We start from the raw sequence: 25,243 nt of genomic DNA, 5'->3' as shown, positions 1-25,243 counted from the left end.
GGGCGAGGTGCGAGCACGTGGACGGTGGATGTTGCGTGGATGAGGGAGCGATCGTGAGACGAGAGCTGCATGCGGGATGGCTTGCGATGTCGGTGCTGCTCGGGAGCACGGCAGCGACGAGCAGCGTCCGCGGCGAGGAGCGAGCGAAACCTCCGTCGAGTGAGGTGAGCGCGCGCGATGTTGCGCTGCGCGACTTCGAGGAAGGGCGTCGGGAGCACATCGCGGGTCGTCTGGAGGAAGCGGAGCTCCTGTACCTGCGTGCGTGGGCGCGGATGAAGTCGTTCGACATCGCAGTGAACCTCGGGCAGGTGCAGCTGAGGCTGAACAAGCCTGTGTCTGCGGCGAATCACCTTGCGTACGGGGTGCGCACGGTGGGCCCGGAGATCGAGCCGGAGCGGCTAGCGCGGATGCTGGCGCTGCTGGACGAGGCGAAGGCGCAGGTGGGGGCAGTGCGGCTTCAGGGAACGGACGTGGCGGACGCGGAGGTGTTCGTGGACGGCGAGCGCGTGCCGGAGGACGCGGTGAAGCATGAGCTGTACGTGGACCCGGGGGAGCACACGCTGGTGATCCGGCGAGCGGGGTACGAGGACGAGGCGGTGCGGCTGGTGGCGGCGCCGGGGGTGACCGAGACGGTCATGCCGGAGCTGACGCCGAAGGCGGTGAAGGCGCCGGAGACGACGGGGCCGGAGGCGAAGGCGCCGGCGGTGATGGCGCCGATGCCGCGGAAAGCCGGGTGGTCGTCTCCGCCAACGGTGCCGGCGCGACCGGAAGGGCCGAGGACGGCGGTGCTGATCGGTGGTGCGGCGACAGCGGGGGCGGCTGCGATTGCGGGGGTGGTACTCACATTCCTAGCGAACGCGAACGGCAGCGATGCAGACACAGAGCGAAGCCGCTTGCGCAGCGCCGGTGGCACGGGTGCGTGCGGGGCTTCCGATCCGCGGGCAGGATGTCGTGAGCTGAGCGAATCTGTAGACGACCGCTATGCATTCAGTAACGCGGCGTTCTGGAGTTTCGCCAGCGCAGGAGCCGTCGGGGTTGGGACGCTCGTCTACGGGCTCGCTACTCGCCGTTCAGTGCCGGACCGACACGTGCATGTGACACCCATCGTCCGAGCCAGCAGCCTGGGGATTGTCGTGGGCGGTGTGCTCTGACCAGGCGCCGCGGAGAGAAATGATCATGCATCGAACTGCTTGCTGGGCTTGGGTGTTGCTGGTGGGGCCAACCGTGACGGGGTTAGGTTGCTTTCCGTACACGATGCCGGAGGACTGCACGATCAAGCTCCTCTGTGATGGCGGCGCTGGCGGCACCGGTGGTGGGACGCCCGCCGTCTGCGTGCCGAGCGAGAACCCCATGGCGGTGGACGACACGTGCGGGGTGTTCGTGTCGTCGTTGGGGAGCGACGAGAACACTGCGACGAAAGAGGCGCCGATGAAGACGCTGGGGGCGGCGCTAGCGCTGGCGGAGAAGAATGAGAAGCGTCGGGTGTACGCGTGCGCGGAGACGTTCGAGGAAGCAGTGGAGGTCACGCAGGGCGTGACGATCTACGGAGGGCTCGACTGCGCGAGCGGATGGGGCTGGGCCGGCGAGCAGCGCAAGACGGTGCTGACGGCGGAGGCAGGAGAGATCCCGCTGGTGGTGCGCGGTGGGGGCGTCGAGGCGACCGTGCGCGTGGAGGACGTGCACGTGCTGGCGCGCGGGATCGAGCCGGATGACGTGGAACTCGCGGGAGCGTCGTCGATCGCGGCGGTGGCGGAAGAGGTGAACGTGGAGCTCGCGCGGTGCGTGCTGGAGGCAGGTGATGCGGCTGCGGGAGCCGAGGGAGCCGCGTACGAGACGAGCGCGATGGGGGGCGCGATGGGGAACGAAGGAACCGAAGCGTGCTCGGCACCTGCGTCGCTGGGTGGGTTGTCGGTCAAGAACGACTGCGGCACGCCGGAGGATGCCAGCGATGACTCGCGCGGAGGCTCAGGCGGCGCAGGTGAAGCGGACACGGGCCTCCTCGGGATTCCCGGTGCTCCGGAGAATTTGACGAACGGAGGCAAAGGCGAAGGTGCGGCGGTGTGCACCGACGGGACCGCAGGCGCGAACGGCTCCGAGGGGGGCCCTGGTGCGGGCGCCACCGGTCTCGGCGAGATCAGCGCCAGCGGCTTTACCGGTGTCTCCGGCCGCGATGGCGCGAAGGGCGGCACTGCGCAAGGCGGAGGCGGAGGAGGCGGAGCGAAGGGCGGCGCAGGTACAGACAAGTGCCCGAACGAAGCGTTAGCGGGCGGCGCGAGCGGCGGCTCTGGAGGCGCGGGCGGTTGCGGAGGAGCCGGCGGGCGAGGCGGCGGCGCGGGAGGATCGAGCATCGCGCTGATCAGCCTGAACGCGGCGCTGAGCTTCGAGGACGTGACGCTGAAGACGGGGCGAGGCGGAGCAGGCGGCAAGGGCGGCGCTGGCCAGGAGGGCGGTGCTGGAGGGGCCGGTGGGCCTGGCGGCACGAAGCCCGAGGAAGCGACGGCGCTCAACAACGCGTGCGCCGGCGGTGCCGGTGGCAAGGGAGGCCCCGGTGGTCAAGGAGGCGGCGGTCGCGGCGGTCACGCGCTGGGGATCGCGTACAAGGGCGCGGCGCCGCCGGTGCAAGGGGCGGTGATCGAGCTGGGCGAAGCGGGCACCGGCGGGCCGGGCGCGAAGGCGGAGGGCGAGGGAGCTGCGGGCGTGAAGGCCGAGGTGCAGGCGTTCTGATGTGACGTTGTGAGCGACGCGGCTGCGGCGGAGCATGAGCCGCAGCGCCGGAGCGGCGTGGGACGGAGGAGACGACCAACGGGACGGCGCGCTGGAACTGGCGCGACGAACGGCGGACGTGTGCGCGGAGAGAGCGCGAGCGCGGCGAGCGAGGAGCGAGCACGTGGATGGCGGATGTTGCACGGATGAGGGAGCGATCGTGAGGCGAGAGCTGCATGCGGGATGGCTGGCGATGTCGGTGCTGCTCGGGAGCACGGCAGCGACGACCAGCGCCTGCGGAGAGGAGCGGGCGAAGCCTCGGCCGAGCGAGGAGAGCGAGCGTGAGCGCGCGGTGCGCGACTTCGAGGAAGGCCGCCGGGCGCATCTGGCCGGCCACTTGGAGGAAGCGGAGCTCGCGTACCTGCGAGCGTGGTCGCGGCTGAAGTCGTTCGACATCGCGGTGAACCTCGGGCAGGTGCAGCTGCGGCTGAACAAGCCTGCGTCGGCGGCGAAGCACCTTGCGTACGGGGTGCGGACGGTGGGTCCTGAGATCGAGCCGGAGCGGCTTGCGCGGATGCTGGCGCTGCTGGACGAGGCGAGGACGCAGGTGGGAGCGGTGCAGCTTCAGGGAACGGACGCGGCGGACGCGGAGGTGTTCGTGGACGGCGAGCGCGTGCCGGCGGAGGAGGTGAAGCACGAGATCTACGTGGAGCCCGGGGAGCATCGGATCGTGATCCGGCGCGCGGGGTACGAGGAGACGGCGATCCGGGTGGTGGCGGCGGCGGGGGTGCGGGAGACGGTGCCCGTCACGATGAAGCCGGTGGAGGCGAAGGCGCCGGAGATGACGGTGCAGAAAGCGAAGCTGCCGGGCGCCGCGGGCGCGAACGGCGCGGCGGTGGCGGCGGCGAGCGGGGCGGTGTTGATGGTCCCCCCGATCCGCAGATTTCTGCCCCTCACCTCGTGACGCCTGGGGCGAGCGCGGGCGGCCGGGAAGTTCGCCAGCGCGAGGCGCGGCGGTAGAGATCGAGCCCAAGCGGTGCGCTGGAAAGAAGAAGGCCCTGGGTAGCGACCAGGGCCTTCCGGGGATCGGCGACAGACCGATGTTCGGCCTGTCTCGCACGACCCAGCCGCCGAGGGCAACTTCCCGGCGCCCTGGTCCGGGGACTCGTGCAAGACAGCTTCCGGCTCGCCCGCTGCGGGCTCTGCGCCGTGATCTTCTTCGTCTGCGGCCGGTGTGATCGAGGGCAGCTCTACTGCGGCAGCGGCTGCCGCGACACGGCTCGCCAGCGGGCGCAGCGCGCGGCTCGGCTGCGGCACCAGAGCTCCCACGAGGGGCGCCTCGATCACCGTGATCGCCAGCGTGTCTACCGCGCCCGACGGGGCCGGCGCGTGATGGATATCGGTTCCGACAACTTGCCCGCATCCGCCAGCGTATGCCCGCGGATCGGCGCGCCGACGTCGAAGGACGACGTGGCCGTCGCCGGCCCGCAGGAGTCGAGGGATGGACGAGTTGGTGATGACGATCTCCGCGACGCCGCAGGAGACGCGGGTGCTGCTGACGCAGGGGCCCGACGAGGTGATGAAGGCCCGGCTGCGGTCAGTGGCCACGCCGGCGCATCGGTTCGCCGGGCCGATGCTGTGCGAGTCAATGGCGCTCTGGCACGACCAGAGGGTCCGTGCTGTCGTTTCTGCGGAGTCCGAGGACATCTTGTTCGCGCTGGGTTTGTGCGACGGCCTCGGCGTCGCGCGCGCGACGCTGCACTACGTCGTCGAGCCTCTGTTCATGGACGCCCCGCCCCGCCGCGGGCAACGCCTGCCGGGACTCGGTAACTTCCGCGGCGAGCATCGCCTTCGCAGGAGCCTCGGTCGATGACGATCGACGAGGCCAAGGAGGCGGAGATCCGCCGCCTGCACTTCGCCGAGCACTGGAAGATCGGCACCATCGCGACGCAGCTCGGCCTGCACCACGACGCCGTCGAGCGCGTGCTCGGCCTCGGCAAGGGGGCGCGCTCGCGGCCCGTCGTTCGCGACGCGGATGCCGCGGTGAGCGAGGTGCCTTTGCCGCTGCGCGGCTACGAGGCCTTCGTCATCGAGACGCTGACACAGTATCCTCGGCTCCGCGCCACGCGCCTGTACGACATGCTGGTGGAGCGCGGCTACGAGGGCAGTGTGCGCACGGTGCGACGGCATGTTCGGCTCGTGCGCCCGGCGCCGAAGAGCGAGGCCTTCCTCCGCGTCGAGCCGCTCATCGCCGAGCAGGCCCAGGTCGACTGGGCTTACGTCGGCAAGCTGCGCGTCGCGGGCGGCACGCGCCAACTCTGGGCCTTCGTCATGGTCCTGTCGTACTCGCGCGCGATCTGGGGTGAGCTCGTGCTCGACCTGTCCGCAAGCTCGCTTCGCCGCTCGCTCGTGCGCGCGTGCTGCTACTTCGGCGGCGCGACGAGACAATGGCTCTTCGACAATCCCAAGACCGTTGTCCTCGAGCGCCACGGCGACGCCGTGCGCTTCCACCCGGACCTGCTCGCGCTCGCCGGTCAGCTCTGCGTCGCGCCGCGGCTCTGCGCCGTGCGCAAACCGCAGCAAAAGGGCAAGGTCGAGCGAGCGATTCGCTTCCTGCGCGACCGCTTCTTCGCCGCGCGCACGATTCGTGACCTCGAGCGTGGCAACGCCGAGCTGCTCGTCTTCCTCGACGAGATCGCCAACGTGCGCCCGCACCCGCGATGGCCTGAGCGGCGCGTCGACCAGGTGCTCGCGGAGGAGAGGACGCGGCTGCTCGCGCTGCCCGATCCGCTGCCGGAGACGGACCTCGTCGAGCCCGTGCCCGTCGACAAAACCGCCTTCGTGCACTTCGACGGAAACCGCTACTCGGCGCCGTCGATCCACCACGGCAAGACGCTGATGCTCGTCGCCAATGACACGACCGTGCGGCTCTCGGACGGCGGCACGGAGGTCGCGCGGCACGTGCGCTGCTGGGGACGACACCAGAGCATCGAGGCGCCCGAGCACCGTGCCGAGCTGCTCGACCACAAGCGCGCCGCGCGCGAGGCCAAGGGGCGCGATCGGCTCGGCGCCGCGATCCCCGGCTTCGAGATCCTGCAAGAGCGCTGGGTGGAGGCCGGTCGCAACGTCGGCTTCATGACGGCCAAGGCCCTGCGCCTTCTCGACCTGTACGGCGTCGAGATCCTCGGCGCTGCGGCGCGCGAGGCCATCGCCCGCGGCACCCACGATCCCGGTGCCCTCGCCGTGCTCTGCGAGGAGCGCCGCCGCGCCGCCAACGGCCCTGTCCCCGTCGACATCGCTCTCGGAGCCCACGTCCCCGATCGCGACGTGATCCCCCACGACCTGGAGTCCTACGATGCCCAACGATGACGTCGCTGAGCTGGTTCGCTCCCTCGGCGTACGCGTGTCGCGCGAGGCGCTGCTCGCGCTCATCGCGCATGCCACCACGGCGCGCCTGTCGCCGGTGCAGACGTTCGAGGAGCTCGCCGCCATCGCCCACCGCGAGCGCGCCGAGCGCAATCTCGCCGCGCGCGCCAAGGCGGCGACCATCGGCACCTTCAAGCCCCTCGATCGCTTCGACTGGAACCACCCGCGCACGATCCAGCGTGAGCTCGTCGAGGAGCTCATGACGCTCGACTTCATCGCCAAGGGGCACAACATCCTGCTCCGGGGTCCGAGCGGCGTCGGCAAGACGATGCTCGCCCAGAACCTCGGCATGCTCGCGCTCCAGCGCGGCTATACCGTGCGCTTCACGACGCTGTCGGCCGCCCTCGCCGATCTGCTCAAGCAGGAGTCGCTGCCGGCCCTCGAACGACGGCTGCGGAAATACACGGCCCCGTCGCTGCTCATTCTGGACGAGATCGGCTATCTGCCGTGCAGCCGTCAGTCTGCCGACCTGCTCTACAACATCATCAGCCGCAGGCACGAGAGCCGCTCGCTCGTGCTGACGACGAATCTGCCGTTCAAGCAGTGGAGCACGGTCTTTCCGGGCGCAGCGTGCGTCTCGGCGCTGATCGACCGCTTCGTCCAGCACTGCCACATCCTCGACATCGACGCCGACTCGTGGCGGCAGAAGGAGTCGCTGGCCATGAGCGAGGCGCGACCCAAGCCGGGGCCGGAGGCCCCCGAGCCGCCCGCGGCAGCGAAGAAGCGCTGACCCGGCCGACGCCAGGTCAGATTTCCGCGGCGCCCGGGGTCAGATTTCCGCGGGCGCCGCGGTCATTTTTCTGCGGACGCGCGCGGCACGTTTCCGCGGATCTGCGTGGTTAGATTCCTGCGGATCTCCGAGGCCATCTACAGGGCGGGGAAGACGAAGCCGCCCGCGGCGGGGGCGCGCGTGGAGGAGCGGAGCTGGGTGCCGGTGATCGCGCTGGGGGCGGCGAGCGCGGTGGGGTTGGCGGTAGGCGTCACGACAACGGTGCTCTCGACAAATGCGCGAGCCTCCGCGGACAAGGATGAGGAAGCGCTCCGGTACGCGAACGGACAGTGCATCGAGCCGCCGAGCGATCTGACACAGCACTGTCGCGAACTCCGACATGAGGCAAAGCGCGCCGAGGGCTTCGGAACGGCGTCCGTCGTCAGCTATGCGGCGTCGGGCGCTCTAGCGATCGCCGCTGCTGCGTATGCGCTGTGGCCTCGACGCCCCCCTTCGGCGAGCCATGGATTGCGTGTGTTGCCTCGAACACACGCAGGCGGAGGCGGTGTGCTCGTGGTCGGAGCATGGTGAGCACGATGAAGAACGCGCGGGTGATGCGGTGGATGCGCTGGGGGGTTGCTGTTGCCGGAGTTGCGAGCGGCTGCGACGCGTTATCGATCGGGCTGACGAGCGACTGCGATTACATGCGCACGTGCTCTCACTTCCTCAACGGTGATGCCGGCGGGACGCCGGAAGGGTGCGTTCCAAGCGAGTCGACGTCGTCGTCTGTGAGCGATACGTGCGGTGTGTTCGTGTCGTCGTCCGGGGACGACGAGAACGGGGCGACGAAAGATGCGCCTGTGAAGACGGTGGGCAAGGCGCTCGCGCTGGCGGAGAAGAGCAGGACGCGGCGGGTGTATGCGTGCGCGGAGACGTTCGAGGAGGCGGTGGAGGTCGCGGGGAGCGTGACGATCTATGGGGGGCTCGACTGCGCGAGCGGCTGGGCATGGGCCGGTGACCAGAGGAAGACGGTGCTGACGGCGAGGGCAGGAGAGATCCCGCTGGTGGTGCGCAGCGGTGGAACCGAGGCGACCGTGCGCGTGGAGGACGTGCACGTGCAGGCGCGCGGGATCGATCCGGAGGACGTGGCGCTTGTGGGAGCGTCGTCGATCGCGGCGGTGGCGGAAGACGTGAGCGTGGAGCTCGCGCGGTGCATGCTGGAGGCGGGCGACGCGGCGGCGGGGGTCGATGGGGCGCTGTACGAGGTGAGCGCGATGGGGGGCGCGATGGGGAACAGCGGCAACACGGCATGTTCGGAAGACTTTGTCGATCCCGGTGCGAGCGCGAAGAACGACTGCGGCACGCCGGAGGACGCGAGCGATGACTCCTCCGGCGGCCTGGGCGGCGTAGGAGCAGCGGAAACCGGCTTTTCCGGGACCGAGGGCTCGCCCGGGGAAACGCTGAACGGAGGCAAAGGCGAAGGTGCAGCTGTGTGCACCGAAGGGGCCGCTGGTGCCGAAGGCGCCGCGGGTGAAGCTGGAGCCGGTGCGATCGGCCTGGGCGAGATCAGCGCCTCCGGTTACGCCGGCGTCACCGGCCGCGATGGCGCGAGGGGCAGCACCGCGCAAGGCGGAGGCGGAGGCGGAGGAGCGAAGGGCGGCGCGGGCGCAGACAAGTGCCCGAACGAAGCGTCGGCGGGCGGCGCGAGCGGCGGCTCGGGCGGAGCCGGTGGCTGCGGCGGAGCCGGAGGTCGAGGCGGCGGCGCGAGCGGCGGCTCGGGCGGAGCCGGTGGCTGCGGCGGAGCCGGAGGTCGAGGCGGCGGCGCGGGCGGAGCGAGCATCGCGCTGATCAGCCTGAATGCGGCGCTGAGCTTCGAGGAGGTGACGCTGAAGACGGGGCGCGGCGGAGCCGGAGGCAAGGGAGGCGCCGGCCAGGAGGGAGGCGCAGGAGGCGCCGGCGGTCCTGGCGGGACGAAGCCCGAGGAAGCGACGGCGTTGCACGACGCGTGCGCGGGCGGCGCGGGTGGCAAGGGAGGCGCTGGCGGTCCCGGTGGCGGCGGTCGAGGCGGTCACACGCTCGGGATTGCATACAAGGGCGCGGCGCCGCCTGTGGAAGGAGCGACGGTGGAGCTGGGCGACGCGGGTCCGGGCGGCGCGGGTGCGAACGCGGAGGGCGAGGGCGCCGCGGGCGTGAAGGCCGAGGCGCGGGCGTTCTGAAGTGAGGTCGTGAGCGGCGCTGCTGTGGCGGAGCCTTCGTCGCAGCAGCTGCGCGGCGTCGGGAAGAACGGACGAAGGGCGAGACGGCGCGCTGGAGCAGGCGCGACGAGCGGGAGACGTGTGTGCGCTCGACGGGACGGCGAGCGCGGCGAGCGAGCGAGGAGCGAGCACGTGGACGGCGGACGTTGCGAGGACGAGGGAGCGACCGTGAGGCGAGAGCTGCATGCGGGGTGGTTGGCGATGTCGGTGCTGCTCGGGAGCACGGCAGCGACGAGCAGCGTCCGCGGCGAGGAGCGAGCGACGCCGAGGCCGAGCGCGGAGAGCGAGCGAGAGCGAGCGGTGCGTGACTTCGAGGAAGGGCGGAAGGCTCACATGGAGGGGCGGCTGGAGGAAGCGGAGCTCGCGTACCTGCGCGCGTGGTCGCGCCTGAGGACGTTCGACATCGCGGCGAACCTCGGGCAGGTGCAGCTGCGGCTGAACAAGCCTGCGTCGGCGGCGAAGCACCTTGCGTACGGGGTGCGCACGGTGGGTCCGGAGATAGAGCCTGAGCGGCTGGCGCGGATGCAGGCGCTGCTGTCGGCGGCGAAGGCGCAGGTGGGGACGCTGCACGTGCGGGTGAAGAACGTGGCGGACGCGGAGGTGTTCGTGGACGGGGAGCACGTGCCGGCGGAGGAGCTGAAGCACGAGATCTACGTGGAGCCAGGGGAGTATCGGATCGTGATCCGGCGCGCGGGGTACGAGGAGGCGATGATCCAGGTGGCGGCCGTGGAGGGGTCGCGCGAGGAGATCGCGACGGAGCTCAAACCGAAGATGGCGACGCGGCCGGGGGCGGCAGGCGCGCCGGTGGTCGGGAAGGTCGGAGAGGAGAAGACGAAGGTGCCCGCAGCGGGGGCGGCGGTGGAGGAGCCGCGGAACTGGGTGCCGGTGATCGCGCTGGGGGCGGCGAGCGCGGTGGGGCTCGGGGTGGCGGTGGGGTGCACGGTGGCGTCGAACGCAGCGAGTGCGGACATGCGCGTGCAGCGGGCAGCGATCCATGGGGACGGCGGTGGCTGCTTGGGGACGTCGGACGCGTTCAACATGCGTTGCCGCGAGCTCTACAAGACGGCGTCTCGTGCTGAATCGTTCGGGCACGTCGCGATGGTGACCTACGCCGCCTCGGGAGCCGTCGCCATTGGTGCGCTCGCGTATGCGCTATGGCCTCGCGCAGGCGCGACCACGTCGACTGGCCTGCGTCTGTTGCCTCAGGTCTACGCGCGAGGTGGGCGCTTCACTCTGTCGGGGGCGTGGTGAGGAGAACGATGGAGGGTGCCGTGCAGCGAACGCTGAGGTCCTTGTTCGTGAGCATCATGGTCGGAGGCGCTTGGATGACCTCGGTCTGTTGTGTCAACTACACCGACGACTGCGAGTTCATGCTCACCTGCGAGAAGTACCGAGGCAGGGGCACGACGATCGTGCCCTCGGTCTGTGTGCCGAGCGAAGCCGACGGCGCCGTGGCTGTGGCTGACAGCTGCGGCGTGTTCGTCGCCGCGAGTGGCAACGATGGCAACACGGGCACCAAGGCCGCACCCGTCAAGACGCTCGCCGAGGCGCTGCGACGCGCCGGGGATAACGGCAGCGACGTCTACGCGTGCGCCGAGCCGTTTGCTGAAGCGGTCGAGGTGCCCGCCGGCGTCGCCCTCTTCGGCGGTCTCGACTGCGCCAACGGCTGGACATGGATCGGCGAGCAAGCGAAGACCATCGTCGCACCGGAAGCCGAGGCGATCCCGCTGATGCTCGCGCGCGGCGAAGGCACCACGCGCGTCGAGGACATCGAGGCGCGCGCGCCCGACGCATCGACGAAGGGCGGCTCGTCGATCGCCGTGCTCGCAGACGGAGCAAGTGCGGAGCTCACGCGCTGCGCCCTCGTCGCAGGCAACGCGGCCGATGGTGCCGACGGCGACGACGCGCCGAGCGAGGCGCCGGAGCGCGCGCCGGGCGGCAGCAACGGCGTCGATGCATGCAGCGACCTCGATGACGTGGAGGGCCCCGACGCGACGCTCAACGGCGGCGCGCAGGTGGTCAACGAGTGCGGCGGCGAGCTGTCCGTCGGCGGCAACGGTGGCAATGGGAACGTCGGCAACGGTACGGACGGCGCATCAGGCCAGACCGGGGTCGAGGGACAAGCGGGCGCTGGAGAGCCCCCGTCGATGAGCCACAGCTGGAGCTGTGGTGCCATCCCGAACGATCCAACCAAGGGCGGTGGCAGCGCCGGTGCAAACGGCACCCCCGGCCCATCCGGCGTCGGCGCCAGCGGCCTCGGCGCGCTGAGCGCTACCGGCTACACCGGCGTACCCGGCGGCGACGGCACGCCCGGTACGCCCGGCCAGGGCGGCGGCGGCGGCGGCGGCGCCAAGGGCGGCCCCGTCTGCACCGGCGGCGTCCCGGGCGCCGGCGCCAGCGGCGGCAGCGGCGGCGCCGGCGGCTGCGGCGGCCTGGCAGGGCAGGGCGGCCGCCCGGGCGGCGCCAGCATCGCCTTCGCCAGCGTCGATGCCAGCGTCACCCTCATCGACTGCACCCTCACCGCCGGACGCGGCGGCAACGGCGGCAAGGGTGGCAATCTCCAACCGGGAGGCCTGGGCGGCAACGGCGGCACGGGCGGCGTTGGCGTCGGGATATCGAAGGCGGCATGCGACGGCGGCAAAGGCGGACAGGGCGGCCCCGGCGGCCCTGGCGGCGGCGGCCTCGGCGGTCCGTCGCTCCCCATCGCCTTCCGCGGCACCCCCGTCGTCCAGCAGGGCCAGACCACGCTCACCCCCGGCGCACCAGGCAGCGGCGGTCCGGGTGGCAACAACAACATCACCGAGAACGCCGGCCAAGATGGCATGGCCGCCGACACCCAGGAGCTGCCGTGAGCCCCCGACAGCCTGGCCGCACCGCTCCCCTCCCGCCCCCCGCCACCGCTTCGCCGCGTCATCCGACGCACAGCGTCACCAGGGTCGCGGAGAAAAAAATGCAACCGCCGGACGATTGTGCAGCAATCCAGGACTGCTCGCCGGAACTAGAAAGGTAGAGGAGCCCGGAAACGGCTCGGCAGGGCGGTCGGCGGACCACCAGCGCTCCGCGGGGGTGGTCCAACACGCCGGCGGGTTGGCCGAGGGACAGCTGGATCGTCTTCAACCCTCGCGCTCGGCGCGCAGTCCAGGAACAGCGACTCGCTCCTCGCCTTTTTCTCATGACGCTCGCTTCACTTCCGCGCGGCATCGAGGACGCCCGGATGGAGGCGTTGCTGGTGCAGCTGGCGGGCCAGGTAGAAAAGTGGGCGGTCGAGGACCGAGCCGCCGAGCACGAGGCGTGGCGAGCGTGGCGCCGGACAAGGGCGAGGTCGATCAGCGCAGTCGCGCCTGGCGCTGCTCGGTGCGGTGCTCTTCGTGCTGGGAGTCTTGTGCGGCGTGGTGCTGGCAGCGCTGCGGCTGCGTTGAGATAGCGACGTAGCGAAGGCCGCGCGCGGCGCGGCCTGATTACATCGAGGGAAACGCGCGCCGCGCAGGGCGGCGCGTCTTGGCTCGGCTCGTCCTGTGGACGAGCGCGCGAGGAGGACGAAGGTGTATCCACAGCTCGCCATCGAGGCAGCAGCGCAGTCGGACGTGGGCCAGCGGCGTAGCCATAACGAGGACAGCTTCGCGGTGCTGCCGTGCCTCGGGCTGTTCATGGTGGCCGACGGGTTGGGCGGCCATGCGGCTGGCGAGGTCGCGTCGCGGATGGCCATCGAGGTGGTCAAGAGCTGCTTCGAGGAAGCGGGAGATCTGGAGGAGACCTGGCCCTACGGCGCGGCGACGCCGCACGACCGGGACGAGGTGCGGCTGGTGATGAGCGTGCGGCGGGCGAACCGGGCGATCTACGAGGCGAGCCAGCGGCAGAAAGAGACGCGTGGCATGGCCACCACCTTCGCGGGGGTGCTGCTGGCGCCGGGCATGGCGTACATCGCCCACGTTGGCGACACGCGCGTCTACCGGATGCGCGACGGTCGGCTGGAGCGGCTGACGCGGGATCACACGCTGCTGGAGGAGCTGCTCCGTGAAGGTGACCGCGACAGCATGCTGGAAGCGATCGAGGCGCTGAACGACCGGGCGAGCGCGGTCACGCGCGCGCTCGGGTGCGACGAGAACGTCGAGATCGAGTCGCGGGTGGAGGCGACGCTGCCGGGCGACGTCTTCCTCGTGTGCTCCGACGGGCTGTGGGGCCCGGTGCCCGAGAAGCGGATCGCGGGGGTGCTCGGAGCGCATCGCGACCTGAGCCTGGCGGCGAGCCTTCTGATCGACCTCGCGAACGAGCACGGCGGGCCGGACAACGTGACGTGCGTGCTGGCACGCCTCGGGGGCGGGTGATGGGTAGGTGGCGATGAGATCGGGCGGGCAGGGCGAGAAACGGCGGGTGAGAAATTCGGGGAGCTCGGAGGAATGCGATCGGCAGAGGAGCTCGAGCACAGCGGGCCGTGATTTCCGAAATGGAGGTGAGGAAATGAGAAGACAAGACCTGCGCGAACACGGTACCGATCTTCGTGTCGCGCGGCACCGCGACAAAGAGGCGGGCTGCTCTGCGCTCATGGCAGCACCCTCCCCAGGGTGGGTTGTCTTGGGTTCGGACGGACGGGCCTTTGATCTGCTGACTCCTTCTGCGTCGAGCGCGGAGATCCTCCGACGGTCGCTCCAAGCAGCCCCTCAGCAGGTCGTCTATCGCAGCATGGCAGCAGTGCGCCGGGGAGGCGGGTGACGTGGCGGGCGAACACAGCGGCGCGCCGCGCGGCGGACACCCGGACGATGAGCGGCTGTTCGGCCCCGATGCCGTCCGGACGCTGCGCGTGGCCTTCGAGGAGGTGACGTGGCTCCTCGGCCGCGGCTATCCGCTGCGCACCGCGATCCGGACCGCCGGCGACCACCACCAGCTGGCCGCACGCCAGCGCCTCGCGCTGCAGCGGGCCGCTTGTTCGGACGCGCAGCGGGCGTCGCGCCTCGCGCGCTGCGCGCCGTCCTCGTCGCTCCAGGGCGCGGAGGCGAACATCGACGGCTTCAACCTGATCATCACCCTGGAGGTGGCGCTCGCGGGCGGGCTGCTCGTGCGCGGGCCGGAGGGGGCGCTGCGCGATCTCGCGGGGCTGCGCGGCAGCTACGCGCCGATCGCGGAGACCGACGCGGCCATCGATCGGATCGGCGACGCGCTGTCCGGCGCCGGCGCGGCGCGCGCGCGCTTCCTCCTCGACGCGGCCATCCCCAGCTCCGGGCGGCTGCGCGCGCGGATCCTGGAGCGGCTCGGGGGCGCGCCCCTCTCGATCGAGGCGACGCTCGTCCCCGATCCCGACCGCCTCCTCGCGGGGGCGGCGGGCGTGATCTCGTCCGACAGCGTCGTCCTCGATCGCTGCGTGCGCTGGGTCAACCTCGCGGACGAGATCGTGGGCGCGCGCGTGCCGGCGGCGCGCGTGGTCGAGCTCGTCCCTCGCGGAGGTGATGCCGGCGCTTGAGGGCGCGGAGCGCCCGTCACCGGCAGAGCCCGAGCCGCCTCGTTTGCCAGGCGACCTGCGCCGCGAGCCCCTCGCGCAGGGGCACCCGGGGCACGTACCGGAGCGCCGCCTGCGCGGCAGCGGTGTCCGCCCAGGTGCGCCGGACGTCGCCGGGCTGCGGCTCTCCCCGCTCGACGCGCACGGGTCCTGCGAGCTCCCCCAGCAGCCCGAGCGCGTCGTTGAGGCTCACCCGCGAGCCACCGCCGATGTTGAACACGCCCACCGCGCCGCCCTCCATGGCGTCGACGTTGGCCTGCACCACGTCGCTCACGTACGTGAAATCGCGCGTCTGCTCGCCGTCGCCGTACACGCGGACCGGCTCGCCCTTCAGCACGGCGGCGATGAACCGGTGAAACGCCATGTCGGGGCGCTGCCTGGGGCCGTACACCGTGAAGTACCGGAGCGAGATCGTGGGCAGGCCGAAGTTGCGCCGGTACAGCTCGCAGAGCTGCTCGGCGGCGAGCTTCGTCACCCCGTAGGGTGAGTGGGGGGCGGTCCGACTGGATTCGTGCATGGGCACATCCCCCGTGTCGCCGGAGGGGTCGCCGTACACGGAGGAGGACGAGGCATAGACGAGCTTGCGCACCTGGCCATGCGCCCTGGCTGCCTCCAGCAGCCGCTGCGTCGCGAGCACGTTGTCGCGCAGGTAGACCTCGAAGCTCTGTCCCCAGCTCGGGCGCACGCCCGCCTGCGCCGCCTGGTGGAAGACGACCTCGCGGCCCGAGAGCAGCGGGCGGAGATCGTCTGTCGCGAGGTCGGACGTCGAGAGCGAGAAGCGCGGCTCGCCGCGCAGCCGTGCCAGGTTCCCCTCCTTGAGCTCGCGGGCGTAGTAGTCGGTGAAGCGGTCTACCCCGAGCACGTCGTGCCCGAGCTCGATCAACCGCTCCGCCAGGTGGGAGCCGATGAATCCGGCCACCCCCGTCACCAGACAACGCATCCGCCTTCCGTCCTGGTCCTGCCGCGTCGCGGCCTCGCATCCTCGTCCAGCCGCGCCGCGGCCTCCGGTCCCGGGCCTGCCGCGTCGCGGCGCGGCGATGCTAGCACCTCGGGCCGTCCGTTGAGTCGGGCAGCAGCCGGCCGCGCGAAGCCCGCCGCGCAGCTGAGCTCGCTCCGGGGTTCGGGAACCGACTGGGGACCGACCGGGGTTGGAGATCGTGGACCGACCGAGGTTGAGGACCGACCGAGGTTGAGGACCGACCGAATCGGCCCCGCGGACCGACCGAGGTTGGGGACCGACCGATCGGCCCAGGACCGGGACCGACCGAGGTTGGGGACCCGACAGTGGCGGACCGACCGAGGTTGGGACCGACCGAGGTTGAGGACCGACCGAGGTTGAGGACCGACCGAGGTTGAGGACTGACCGACACGGGAGGGGTCGGCCTGAGCACCGGCTCCGCGCTTCCTGCCCTCTGTCAGCCTTCTTGCATCAGCACGCCCCCTTTCTTGCAAATACGCCCACCTTTCCGATGTGTATTTCTGAATCTGGTTGCGCCTACCCGCCCGGCAGGCGACGCTGGTGCGCGCTCGGGCCCCTCGCTTTTTCTGTCCGAGGAGCGATCGAGACGGGTCGGAAGGCTAGCTGTTGCTTATGGGAATTGTTGTCGAGCGGCTCACGAAGCGGTTCGGTCCGAACAAGGTGGTCGATGACGTCTCGTTCGAGATCGAGAGCGGCGCGCTGGTCGCGCTCCTCGGGCCGAGCGGAGGTGGCAAGAGCACCGTCCTGCGCATCATCGCCGGGCTCGAGAGCCCCGACTCCGGCGAGGTCGTCCTGAATGGCAAGAACGCGACCACCACCCGCGTCCAGGACCGGAACATCGGCTTCGTCTTCCAGAACTACGCGCTGTTCAGGCACATGAGCGTGCGCGACAACATCGGCTTCGGCCTCAGCATCCGGAAGCGGCCACGGAAGGAGATCGCGACCACCGTCGACGAGCTCCTCAGCCTCGTGCAGCTCGACGGGCTCGGCGGCAGGTTCCCGCACGAGTTGTCGGGCGGCCAGCGGCAGCGCGTCGCTCTGGCGCGCGCGCTCGCGCCAGGCTCGTCGCTGCTCCTGCTCGACGAGCCGTTCGGGGCGCTCGACGCCAAGGTCCGCCTCGAGCTGCGCGAGTGGATCCGGAGGCTCCACAAGGAGCGAGGGATCACGAGCGTCTTCGTGACCCACGACCAGGAAGAGGCGATGGACCTCGCCGATCGGGTCATCGTGCTGCACAAGGGGCGGGTCGAGCAGATCGGCACCCCGGAGGAGATCTACGACCGGCCGGCGACCGAGTTCGTCGCGAGCTTCGTCGGGTCGATCAACGTGCTCAAGGGGGAGGTGCGCGACGGCCAAGCGGCGCTCGGCACCCTCGCGGTGCACGCCCCCCCCGGGACCGGCGACGGCGCGAGCGTGCACGCCTTCGTACGTCCGCACGACATCGAGGTCCACACCCGGATCGACTCCTCGAAGACGCCCGCCGCCGACGACGCCAGCGTCGCGCGCGTCGAGCGGCTGTCGCGGGTCGGGTGGATGGTCAAGGCGGAGCTCCGCCTCTCCGACGGCCAGCCGCTCTCCGTCGAGCTGACCAAGGATCGCGTCGCCGAGCTCGGCCTGTCCGAGGGGGACAGGGTGCTGGTAAATCTCCGAGACGCCAAGATCTTCGTGCAAGATTACTCCATCTAGCCCGCTGGCCGGCGCTCCCGTCTGGCCAACGGCCATCACGGGAGGCGGCACGTGGCTTCAATCTTCGACGACATCGCGGCGACGATCGGGCGCACCCCCCTCGTCCGCCTGAGCTCTGCGGGCAAGGGGCTGCGCGCCGAGCTGATCGGCAAGGTCGAGAGCCGGAACCCCGGCGGCAGCGTCAAGGATCGCATCGGCCTCGCGATGGTCGAGGACGCGGAGCGGCAGGGCAAGCTGAAGACCGGGAGCGTCCTCGTCGAGCCGACGAGCGGCAACACGGGCCTCGCGCTGGCGATGATCGCCGCGGCGAAGGGCTACCGGCTGATCCTCACGATGCCCGAGTCGATGAGCCCGGAGCGGATCGCGCTGCTCCGGGCCTTCGGGGTCGAGGTGCTGCTGACGCCCGGGTCGCTCATGGTGCAGGCCGTCGCGCGGGCGCGCCAGATCGTGGAAGAGACGCCCGGCGCGGTGATGCTCCAGCAGTTCGAGAACCCGGCGAACCCCGCCGCGCACCGCGTGACGACCGCGCGCGAGATCTGGGAGGACACGGACGGGACGGTCGACGTCGTGGTCGCCGGCGTGGGGACCGGCGGGACGATCACCGGCGTGGGCGAGGTGCTCAAGCAGAAGAAGCCGGGCGTGAAGATGATCGCGGTCGAGCCCAGGAACGCGGCCGTGCTGAGCGGCGGCCGCGTGGGCGCGCACCTGATCCAGGGCATCGGCGCGGGCTTCGTCCCGAAGATCCTCAGGCGCGAGCTCATCGACGAGGTGGTGCCCGTGTCCGAGGACGAGTCGTTCGACGCCGCGCGCCGGCTCGCCAAGACCGAGGGCATCCTCGTCGGCATCTCCGGCGGGGCGGCGATGGCGGCGGCGCTGTCGATCGCGGCGCGCGACGAGATGCAGGGAAAGAGGATCGTGGTGATCCTTCCCGACGGCGGGGAGCGGTACGTCACCTCGCCGCTCTTCAAGGAGCTCGTCGGCTGCGCTCGCGCGGCCGTGCCCCGCTGAACCGCTAGGGAAGGCAGCCGCACATCGGGTCGCCTTCCCTGCAGAAGCGCTCCGTCTTCCTGGGCGCTTGCGGCGCCGCCGGCCTCGCGGCCTCGATCACTCGATGCGGACGGCGACGAGGACCTTCATCCACACCCCTTCGGGCGGGATCGTCTTCGTCAGATCGACCTTGCCTTCCCAGTCGACGTGCACCGTGTAATCGCCGCTCTCGTCGTTCTTGTAGAAGAAGGGCCGGATGTCGTCGTGATAGACCCGATCGAGCGGGACGATGCGCTCCCCGGTAGGCATCGGCGCCTTCTTGGCGACGACGGTCGACTTGCCGTCGACGACGGCCGAGGCGGATACGCTCTTGAGGAAGGTGAGGTCCGGCACGTTGTCGTCGCGTGCTTCCAGCCGGATGTACATGAGCTCGGCCCTGTCGACGGAGCTCGGGTCCTCCGAGACGGAGAGCTCGCTCCATCCGGAGAAGGTCGACTGCGAGGTGGGCTTCACGAGGAACTTGGTCTCCACCTCATGCTCACCGACGACCGAGGCGCAGGCGCTCGCGCCGAGCGACAGCACCACGGTGAGCGCCGCGCCGCTGCGCGCGGCAAGGCAGAGCGAAGCGAGCCCACGGCGACAGGTCAACATAAGCATCCTCATTCGCAAGACATAGCATGGCGAGCTCCGATCGACGCGCGGGGCGCGGCCGGCTATCGTCGTCGGCCGAGGGCGACCAGATGGCGGCGGAATCAGGCGCGGGTATTGACGGCGGGCAGGGCACGGCCCCTGCGTCCTTCGAGGCGAGGCTCGAGCTCGCCCAGCGGACGAGCGCGCGGCTGCGAGAGGCGATCGGGCAGGCCGTGGTCGGGCAGGACGACGTCATCGAGCAGACGCTCTGGGGGATCCTCGCGGGAGGGCACGTCCTCCTCGAGGGGGCGCCCGGGCTGGGCAAGACGCTCCTCGTCAGGACCATCGCCGGCTGCTTGGATCTCGCGTTCTCGCGCATCCAGTTCACCCCGGATCTCATGCCGAGCGACGTGACCGGCACGAACGTGCTCGTCGCGGCGGCGGACGGCTCGCGCCACTTCTCGCTGCACAAGGGGCCGATCTTCGGCCAGGTGATCCTGGCCGACGAGATCAACCGGGCGACGCCGAAGACGCAGAGCGCGCTGCTCGAGGCCATGCAGGAGCACGCGTGCACCATCGCGGGCACGCGGTACGCGATGGAGGAGCCGTTCTTCGTGCTGGCCACCGAGAACCCGATCGAGATGGAAGGGACTTACCCGCTGCCGGAGGCGCAGCTCGATCGGTTCTTGCTCAAGGTGCTCGTGCCGAGCCCGACCGAGGATGAAATGACCGAGATCCTCGCCCGGACCACGGGCCACGATCGCGGGCCGCCGCCGCGGGTGCTCACCCGCGACGACGTGCTCTCGCTGCGATCGCTCTGCCGCGACATCGCGGTCGCCGAGCCCGTCATGCGGTACGCGTCGCGGCTCACCCGGGCGAGCGATCCGGCCGCCGAGGGGGCGCCCGAGATCGTGCGGAGGTCGCTCCGGTTCGGCGCCGGCGTGCGCGGCGCGCAGTCGCTGGTGCTGGCCGCGAAGGCGGTGGCGCTGCTCCAGGGAAGGGCGCACGTCGCCTTCGCCGACGTGCAGCGGGTCGCCAAGCCGGTGCTCCGCCACCGGATGATCCGGTCCTTCGAGGGCGAGGCGGAGGGGATCACGACGGATCAGGTGATCGCGGCGCTCCTCTCCGCGATCGAGGCGCGGCCCGAGCCCGTGGCGCAGGCGATCCGGCGATGAGGCGCGTGCAGGAGCCGCGGGGGCAGGCGATCCGGAGCGGGTCGCTGAGGAGAGGCGCGAAGGGCCTTGCGGGGGCGGCGTCGCTCGCGGCGCTCTTCTCGGCGGGGCCCGCGTCCGGGCAGGCGCCGCCCCTGTCGACCGCGACGGCGCTCGTCGTCGACGTGGCGCCCGTGCTCGGGACGAGCGGCGGGATGCCCTGGGGCTGGAACCAGGTCGTCGTGCGCATCCAGAACAACGGCGGCCGGGCGGCCAGGGGCGAGGTCGAGGTCGAGTCGAAGCGCTACTCCGATGACCGCGTCTTCGTCGCGTCGGCGCCGTACGCCGTCGGGGCTGGCGCGTCGGTCGACGTGCGCGTGCCGGTGCACGTGTCGCCTTTCGGCGACGTGCAGGTGCGGGCGCTCGATGAGGGCGGAGCGCAGGTGTCGTCGCAGGGGCTCTCGTCGACCTCGCAACACGCGGTGGTGCTCTTCGACGTCAGCGAGAGGTCGCTGCTCCGCGGGGGCCTCCACGACGCGCCGATCGCGCCGCTGTACATATCGACCAGCCGCGCGCCCGGGGGGACGCCGAGCCCTGTCCTCTGGGTCGGGCAACCTCGCTTCGACAGCGCGACCGGCGACCCGCTGCTGCCCGACCGGGCGGCCCTGTACAACGCGGCGGACGCCGTGCTCATGCGCACCGACACGCTGTCCAGGCTGGGCGGCTCCGAGCTCGAGGCGCTCGCCGGCTTCGTCCTCTCCGGCGGCACGCTGGCGCTGTCCGTCGCCCGCCCCGAGGATCTGCGGCACCCGACGCTCGCGGCGTTCGTCGGCGGTGAGGTCGCGAGGGCGGCCATCGCGCCGCCCACCCTCGCGGAGATCGCGCCGCCCGGCGGCTCCAGCGGCTTTGGCAAGCAGGGCAACGTGCTCCTGCCCGCGCCGAGCGCGACCCCCGCGGTGGCCGAGTCGCTCTGCGGCTGGTCGGGCGGCAACCTGCGCGGGAGCGCGTATGGCAGCTCGGCGTTCTACGGCCTCGGCGAGGTGCACCTGCTCGCCTTCGACCCCACGCGCTCGCCCGCGGCCAGCGACCCGTGGGTGAAGATCCGGGTGGCCGATCTCGCTCGCCGAGCCTACGACCGTCGCTCCACGGTCGCCTTCCGCCCGGGGGAGGATGCGATGGGCGTCGACCTCGATCCGGTGCGGCGGGAGCTCGATCCGAACGAGAGCTCCCGCTGGGCGATCGGGGTCTCCGCGCTGCTGCTCTGCATCTACGCGGTGCTCGCCGGTCCGATCAATTTCTCGCGCGCCGCGCGGCAGGGGAGGCCGCTCCGCGCGCTGTGGCACTTGCCGGTGCTCTCTGCGGTCACGTTCGCGATGATCGTCGGCGTGGGCTTGCTCGCGAAGGGGGTGCGCGGCCGGGCGCGCCACCTCACGCTGATCGAGGCGGGGGCCGGCATGACGAAGGGGGCGGTGCGCCGGTTCCGGGGCTTCTTCGTCGCCAGCGCGGAGGAGCTCACGGTCCGCACGACCGACGCGAGCGGCGTGATCAGCACGGCGGTGGTCGCCGAGCTCTCGGAGCGGCGCGACCGGCTGCTCGTGGACCGCGACGGGGCGCGGCTGACGAAGGTCGCGGCGCTCCCCTGGCAGACGGTGATCGTGCGTGAGGACGGGGCCGCGTCGCTCGGGGACGGCATCGCGATCGTCGCCGATCCGAGCGGCGACGTCGTGGTGAGCAACCGGAGCGGCCGCGATCTCCGGGGCGGCGTCCTGTGGCTACCGGAGGGCGCGGCCCGCTACTTCGCCCGCATCGGCGACGGGGAGAGGGTCTCGTCGCGCGCGGGGGTCGATCTCGCGGCGCGGAGCGAGGGGCAGGGCTGGCTCTCGCACGCGGGCTTCGGGCGGCGGGTCGGCGGCATGGACGTCCACGACCTCGGCGGGAGGCTGCTGGCTCCGCTCCTCGAGCCCGACGCGCCGGGGCTAGGCGCTGCGTGGCTGGCGATCGAGGAGGCGGCCGGCGGATCGGTCGACTGGTTCCCGGCCGGGGTGCCCGTGCTGTTCGGCCAGCTCGACGGCGGCGAGGGGCGCGCGAGCGACTCCGGGTTGCGGATCGACAGCGATCGCGTGCTCGTGCGGGTCGTGGGCTACGGAGGCCGGCCGTGAGCGCGGCGCTCGGCGGCGCTCCGCCCTCCGGGGCGCAGATCGAGCGGGCTCGGCCGACGATCCGCGTCCGGCACCTCTCGCACCGCTTCGGCGCGCTCGACGTGCTGAAGGACGTCACCTTCGACGTGGGCCCCGGCGAGATCTTCGGCTTCATCGGGCCGAACGGCGCGGGCAAGACGACGACGATCCGGGTCATGGCGACCTTGCTGGAGCCCATGGCGGGGCGGGTCGAGATCGACGGCGTCGACGTGACGATCGACCCCGCGGCTGTCCGCCGAAGCATCGGGTACATGCCGGATCACGCCGGCGTCTACGACAGGATCACGGTGCGCGAGTACCTGGAGTTCTTCGCGGACGCCTTCCGGGTGCCGTCGCTCGACGTGGTCGACGCCGTCCTGGAGCTGACCGACCTCGGCAAGATCCAGGACCGGATCGTCGCCACGATGTCGAAGGGGATGAAGCAGCGCCTCCAGCTCGGGAGGATCCTGCTGCACGATCCGAAGGTCCTTATCCTGGACGAGCCGGCGAGCGATCTCGATCCGCGCGCGCGCATCGAGATCCGCGATCTCTTGCTCGAGCTCCGGAGCCTGGGGAAGACGATCTTCCTCTCGTCGCACATCCTCACGGAGCTCTCCGACGTGTGCACGTCGATCGGCATCCTCGAGAAGGGCCGCCTCGTCGTCGCCGGGCCGATCGGGGAGATCGCCGCGCGCCTCGAGGCGGTGCGCGCGGCGCAGGCGCACGGGCACGCGCCGCCGCGCCATGGCGCCGCGCCGGGCGCGTACGGGGCGCAGGCGCATGGACACGCGCCGCCGCGGCACGGACCCGAGGCGGCCACGCCCGACGGCGCGCCGGCGGATCCGGCCGCCGTCGATCGCTCGCAGGCCGGCGGTCCGCCGCCCGGATACGGCCAGCACCCGCCGCACGCCGCTGCGCCGGCGAGCGCGGGGCAGGCGGCCTATCCGGCGCTCTCGCCGATCTCCCGGCGCAAGGTCAAGGTGCGGGTCCTCGGCGATCCCGAGGCAGCGGCCTTCCTGGTCAGGGGCGGGCCGGGGATCACCGACGTCGACATCGTCGCCGGAGCCGTGCACGTCGGTTACGTGGGCACCGACGTGAAGATCGCCGAGATCGTCCAGCACCTCGTGCGCAGCGGCGTCGGCGTGATCGGCGTCGAGCCGGAGCGCAATGAGCTCGAGAGGATCTTCCTGGAGGTCACGCAAGGAGAGGTGCAGTGAGCGTGCAGACTGGCACATCGCCGCCCGCCGGGCCGGCGTCGCAGCGGCTCGTCGATCGGGCGCGGCATCGCGTGGGGCGCATCCTGGGCGAACCGAACCCGATCTGGATCCGCGAGCTCAAGCAGGCGGCGCGCCTCGCCCGCACGCCGATCATCCTGCTCGTGCTGGCCGTGCTGATGGCGCTGCTCGTGGCGGCCATCGGCGGCATCGCGGCGAAGGAAATCGCGCCTGCGAAGACGGGCGTGATCCTGTTCCAGGTCTTCTTCTCGCTCGCGTACTTCGTGGTGGCGCTGGTCGGGCCGGCGGTCGCCGCGAACAGCATCGCTTCGGAGCGCGAGGGGCGCACCTGGGAGGCGGTGCTCCTGACGGGCATCCCGCCCGGTGAGATCGCGCGAGGCAAGTTCCTCGCGGCTTACACGGCGATCTCGATGTACGTGGTGATGCTCGCGCCGGTCGGGGCGCTGCCGTTCCTGTTCGGCGGGATCACCGCGATGGAGGTGGTGATCGCCTTCCTGTTCCTCTTCTTGATCGCGCTGCTCAGCGTGGCCTTCGGCCTGGCGATCAGCTCGAAGATGGGGAGCCTGCGCGCGGCGATCCTCGTCACGCTGCTGCTCGCGTTCCCGCTGTCGATCGGCCTGTTCTCGGCGGGCGGCTCGGGGCTCTCGTACGCGGCCCACCTGGCCTGGCCGGAGGTTCCCGAGGGGCCGCCCATCTGGCTCCCGATCGCCTACCAGCGCGCGCCGCTCGGCCTCGATTACGTGCTCTTCCTGATCCTCCTGCCGATCGCGGCGATCGGCATGCCCGCGTGGTTCCTGTACCAGGTGACCGTCTCGAACCTCACGAGCGAGAGCGATGATCGCTCCTCCGGGCTGAAGACGTGGTTCGCGGTCTGCGCGCCCGTGACGACCGCCGCCGTCGCGGTGCCGGCGTTCTCGGTGGACGCCTCCGATCGCCTGCCCGCGATCGTCGCGGGCCTGTGCGCGGCGCTCTCGTTTCTGATCTTCTGCGTGTTCCTCTTTGCCGGAGAGCCGATCGGCCCATCGCGCCGCGTCGAGGTTCACTGGGCTCGGAGCCGCGCCAGCCGGCTGCGTCGCTTCTTCGGCCCCGGCGTGATGCGCTCGGCGTACCTCCTCCTCGCGGTGGGGGTCTCCGCCATCACCGCGCTCTGGGTCGTCGGGCACCGGCTGAGCCTCGGCGCGCCCGTCCCGACGCCGGAGATCCATGCGCAGCAGGTCCAGCACGTCGCCGTCTACGCGCTCGCCGTCTACGTGTTCCTCGTCGGGCTCAACGCGTTCCTTCGCGCGCGGATCGCCTCGCCCCTGGTCACGCGGGCGCTGCTCCTGACGCTGCTCTTCACGATCGCGGTCGGCCCATGGATCGTCGCCGCCATCGCCGGCCTCGTCGCGGAGCTCGACACGAGCGAGAGCGCTCTCCTCGTCGCGGCCCCGTCGCCGTTCTATGCGTTCGTGATGCTCTCCAAGGCCGATCAGGGCGACGCGGGGTCGTCTGTCATCGCCGCCGGGTACACGGCCGCAGCGGGCTGGGTCGCCGTCGGGCTCGGCCTGCTCTCCGCGGCCCGCGCGCGCTGCGCTGCCGTCGTCGCGCAACGCGAGGCGGCCTTCGCCGAGACGGACGCGCTCCTCGCCCGGGAAGACGAGGCGGCGCTCGCGGCGGAGCAGGCAGCGCCGCCGCACGCGGCCACGCCCGAGCACGCGGAGCCAGGGAGCGCCGCGGGCACCGCCGCCTGATCACGGGGGCATGATCGCGACGCGCTCCGAAATCGTACGCGCACGTCTCTTTGTGTGGAAATTTGGAACGCGTCCGGGGAATGCGTC

General features: G+C 71.4%; 19 protein-coding genes. 17 read left to right on the top strand and 2 right to left on the bottom strand.

Going from position 1 to position 25,243, the window contains the following annotated elements; translation table 11 throughout:
- Nucleotides 1-53: 53 nt before the first annotated feature.
- The 11 genes from WMF39_RS39940 (at nucleotide 54) to WMF39_RS39890 (ending at nucleotide 14,548) form a co-directional block, all read left to right on the top strand.
- Nucleotides 54-1,151, top strand: coding sequence for a hypothetical protein (locus WMF39_RS39940; protein WP_437741693.1), 1,098 nt, complete (start codon nucleotides 54-56; stop codon nucleotides 1,149-1,151).
- Nucleotides 1,152-1,224: 73 nt separating this feature from the next.
- A complete protein-coding gene (locus tag WMF39_RS39935; protein ID WP_437741692.1) occupies nucleotides 1,225-2,724 on the top strand; it encodes a PGRS family protein in 1,500 nt (499 codons plus the stop codon).
- Nucleotides 2,725-2,923: 199 nt separating this feature from the next.
- Complete coding sequence (locus WMF39_RS39930; protein ID WP_437741691.1) at nucleotides 2,924-3,667, top strand: hypothetical protein; 744 nt, start codon at nucleotides 2,924-2,926, stop codon at nucleotides 3,665-3,667.
- Nucleotides 3,668-4,204: 537 nt separating this feature from the next.
- Nucleotides 4,205-4,576: a hypothetical protein gene (locus tag WMF39_RS39925; RefSeq protein ID WP_437307435.1), complete on the top strand. Its 372-nt coding sequence runs from the start codon at nucleotides 4,205-4,207 to the stop codon at nucleotides 4,574-4,576.
- The gene (gene istA, locus WMF39_RS39920; protein ID WP_437740574.1) at nucleotides 4,573-6,072 is read left to right on the top strand and encodes an IS21 family transposase; all 1,500 of its coding nucleotides are present in this window, start codon (nucleotides 4,573-4,575) and stop codon (nucleotides 6,070-6,072) included. Before WMF39_RS39925 ends, istA begins: the two co-directional genes overlap by 4 nt.
- Nucleotides 6,059-6,859: an IS21-like element helper ATPase IstB gene (gene istB, locus WMF39_RS39915; protein WP_437740573.1), complete on the top strand. Its 801-nt coding sequence runs from the start codon at nucleotides 6,059-6,061 to the stop codon at nucleotides 6,857-6,859. The genes istA and istB overlap by 14 nt, the downstream gene beginning before the upstream one ends.
- Nucleotides 6,860-7,434: 575 nt before the next feature.
- The gene (locus WMF39_RS39910) at nucleotides 7,435-9,054 is read left to right on the top strand and encodes a PGRS family protein (RefSeq protein ID WP_437741690.1); all 1,620 of its coding nucleotides are present in this window, start codon (nucleotides 7,435-7,437) and stop codon (nucleotides 9,052-9,054) included.
- 171 nt (nucleotides 9,055-9,225) lie between these two features.
- Nucleotides 9,226-10,344 carry a hypothetical protein gene (locus WMF39_RS39905; protein ID WP_437741689.1) on the top strand — a complete coding sequence of 373 codons (1,119 nt, stop codon included), beginning with the start codon at nucleotides 9,226-9,228 and terminating at the stop codon, nucleotides 10,342-10,344.
- Between the two features lie 74 nt (nucleotides 10,345-10,418).
- A complete protein-coding gene (locus WMF39_RS39900) occupies nucleotides 10,419-11,945 on the top strand; it encodes a PGRS family protein (RefSeq protein WP_437741688.1) in 1,527 nt (508 codons plus the stop codon).
- Between the two features lie 690 nt (nucleotides 11,946-12,635).
- The gene (locus WMF39_RS39895) at nucleotides 12,636-13,418 is read left to right on the top strand and encodes a PP2C family protein-serine/threonine phosphatase (RefSeq protein WP_437741687.1); all 783 of its coding nucleotides are present in this window, start codon (nucleotides 12,636-12,638) and stop codon (nucleotides 13,416-13,418) included.
- A gap of 386 nt (nucleotides 13,419-13,804) precedes the next feature.
- The gene (locus WMF39_RS39890; protein ID WP_437741686.1) at nucleotides 13,805-14,548 is read left to right on the top strand and encodes a DUF434 domain-containing protein; all 744 of its coding nucleotides are present in this window, start codon (nucleotides 13,805-13,807) and stop codon (nucleotides 14,546-14,548) included.
- Between the two features lie 16 nt (nucleotides 14,549-14,564).
- On the opposite strand, the gene WMF39_RS39885 is transcribed toward WMF39_RS39890, so the two are convergent.
- The gene (locus tag WMF39_RS39885; protein ID WP_437741685.1) at nucleotides 14,565-15,524 is read right to left on the bottom strand and encodes an NAD-dependent epimerase/dehydratase family protein; all 960 of its coding nucleotides are present in this window, start codon (nucleotides 15,522-15,524) and stop codon (nucleotides 14,565-14,567) included.
- A gap of 651 nt (nucleotides 15,525-16,175) precedes the next feature.
- On the opposite strand from WMF39_RS39885, the gene WMF39_RS39880 reads away from it, so the two are divergent.
- Both WMF39_RS39880 and cysK read left to right on the top strand, forming a co-directional pair.
- On the top strand, nucleotides 16,176-17,246 hold the full coding sequence (locus WMF39_RS39880; RefSeq protein ID WP_437741684.1) for a sulfate/molybdate ABC transporter ATP-binding protein: 1,071 nt from the start codon (nucleotides 16,176-16,178) through the stop codon (nucleotides 17,244-17,246).
- A gap of 51 nt (nucleotides 17,247-17,297) precedes the next feature.
- Complete coding sequence (gene cysK, locus WMF39_RS39875; RefSeq protein WP_437741683.1) at nucleotides 17,298-18,254, top strand: cysteine synthase A; 957 nt, start codon at nucleotides 17,298-17,300, stop codon at nucleotides 18,252-18,254.
- Nucleotides 18,255-18,350: 96 nt separating this feature from the next.
- Here cysK and WMF39_RS39870 read toward each other — a convergent pair whose 3' ends face one another.
- Complete coding sequence (locus WMF39_RS39870) at nucleotides 18,351-18,884, bottom strand: hypothetical protein (protein ID WP_437741682.1); 534 nt, start codon at nucleotides 18,882-18,884, stop codon at nucleotides 18,351-18,353.
- 89 nt (nucleotides 18,885-18,973) lie between these two features.
- Here WMF39_RS39870 and WMF39_RS39865 point away from each other — a divergent pair, with 89 nt between their 5' ends.
- From WMF39_RS39865 to WMF39_RS39850, 4 genes are read left to right on the top strand one after another with little or no spacing between them, the layout of a single operon-like run.
- Nucleotides 18,974-20,038: an AAA family ATPase gene (locus WMF39_RS39865; protein ID WP_437325185.1), complete on the top strand. Its 1,065-nt coding sequence runs from the start codon at nucleotides 18,974-18,976 to the stop codon at nucleotides 20,036-20,038.
- Entirely contained in the window at nucleotides 20,035-22,173 is a 2,139-nt protein-coding gene (locus WMF39_RS39860) for a hypothetical protein (protein ID WP_437741681.1), read from the top strand. The genes WMF39_RS39865 and WMF39_RS39860 overlap by 4 nt, the downstream gene beginning before the upstream one ends.
- Nucleotides 22,170-23,408: an ATP-binding cassette domain-containing protein gene (locus WMF39_RS39855; RefSeq protein ID WP_437741680.1), complete on the top strand. Its 1,239-nt coding sequence runs from the start codon at nucleotides 22,170-22,172 to the stop codon at nucleotides 23,406-23,408. The genes WMF39_RS39860 and WMF39_RS39855 overlap by 4 nt, the downstream gene beginning before the upstream one ends.
- Complete coding sequence (locus tag WMF39_RS39850; RefSeq protein ID WP_437741679.1) at nucleotides 23,405-25,156, top strand: ABC transporter permease; 1,752 nt, start codon at nucleotides 23,405-23,407, stop codon at nucleotides 25,154-25,156. The genes WMF39_RS39855 and WMF39_RS39850 overlap by 4 nt, the downstream gene beginning before the upstream one ends.
- The last annotated feature ends 87 nt before the right edge of the window (nucleotides 25,157-25,243 follow it).

The sequence above is a fragment of the Sorangium sp. So ce1504 genome, assembly GCF_051521635.1.
GTDB classification, from domain to species: Bacteria; Myxococcota_A; Polyangia; order Polyangiales; family Polyangiaceae; genus Sorangium; species Sorangium cellulosum_B.
This window is presented reverse-complemented; position numbering and strand designations above follow the sequence as displayed.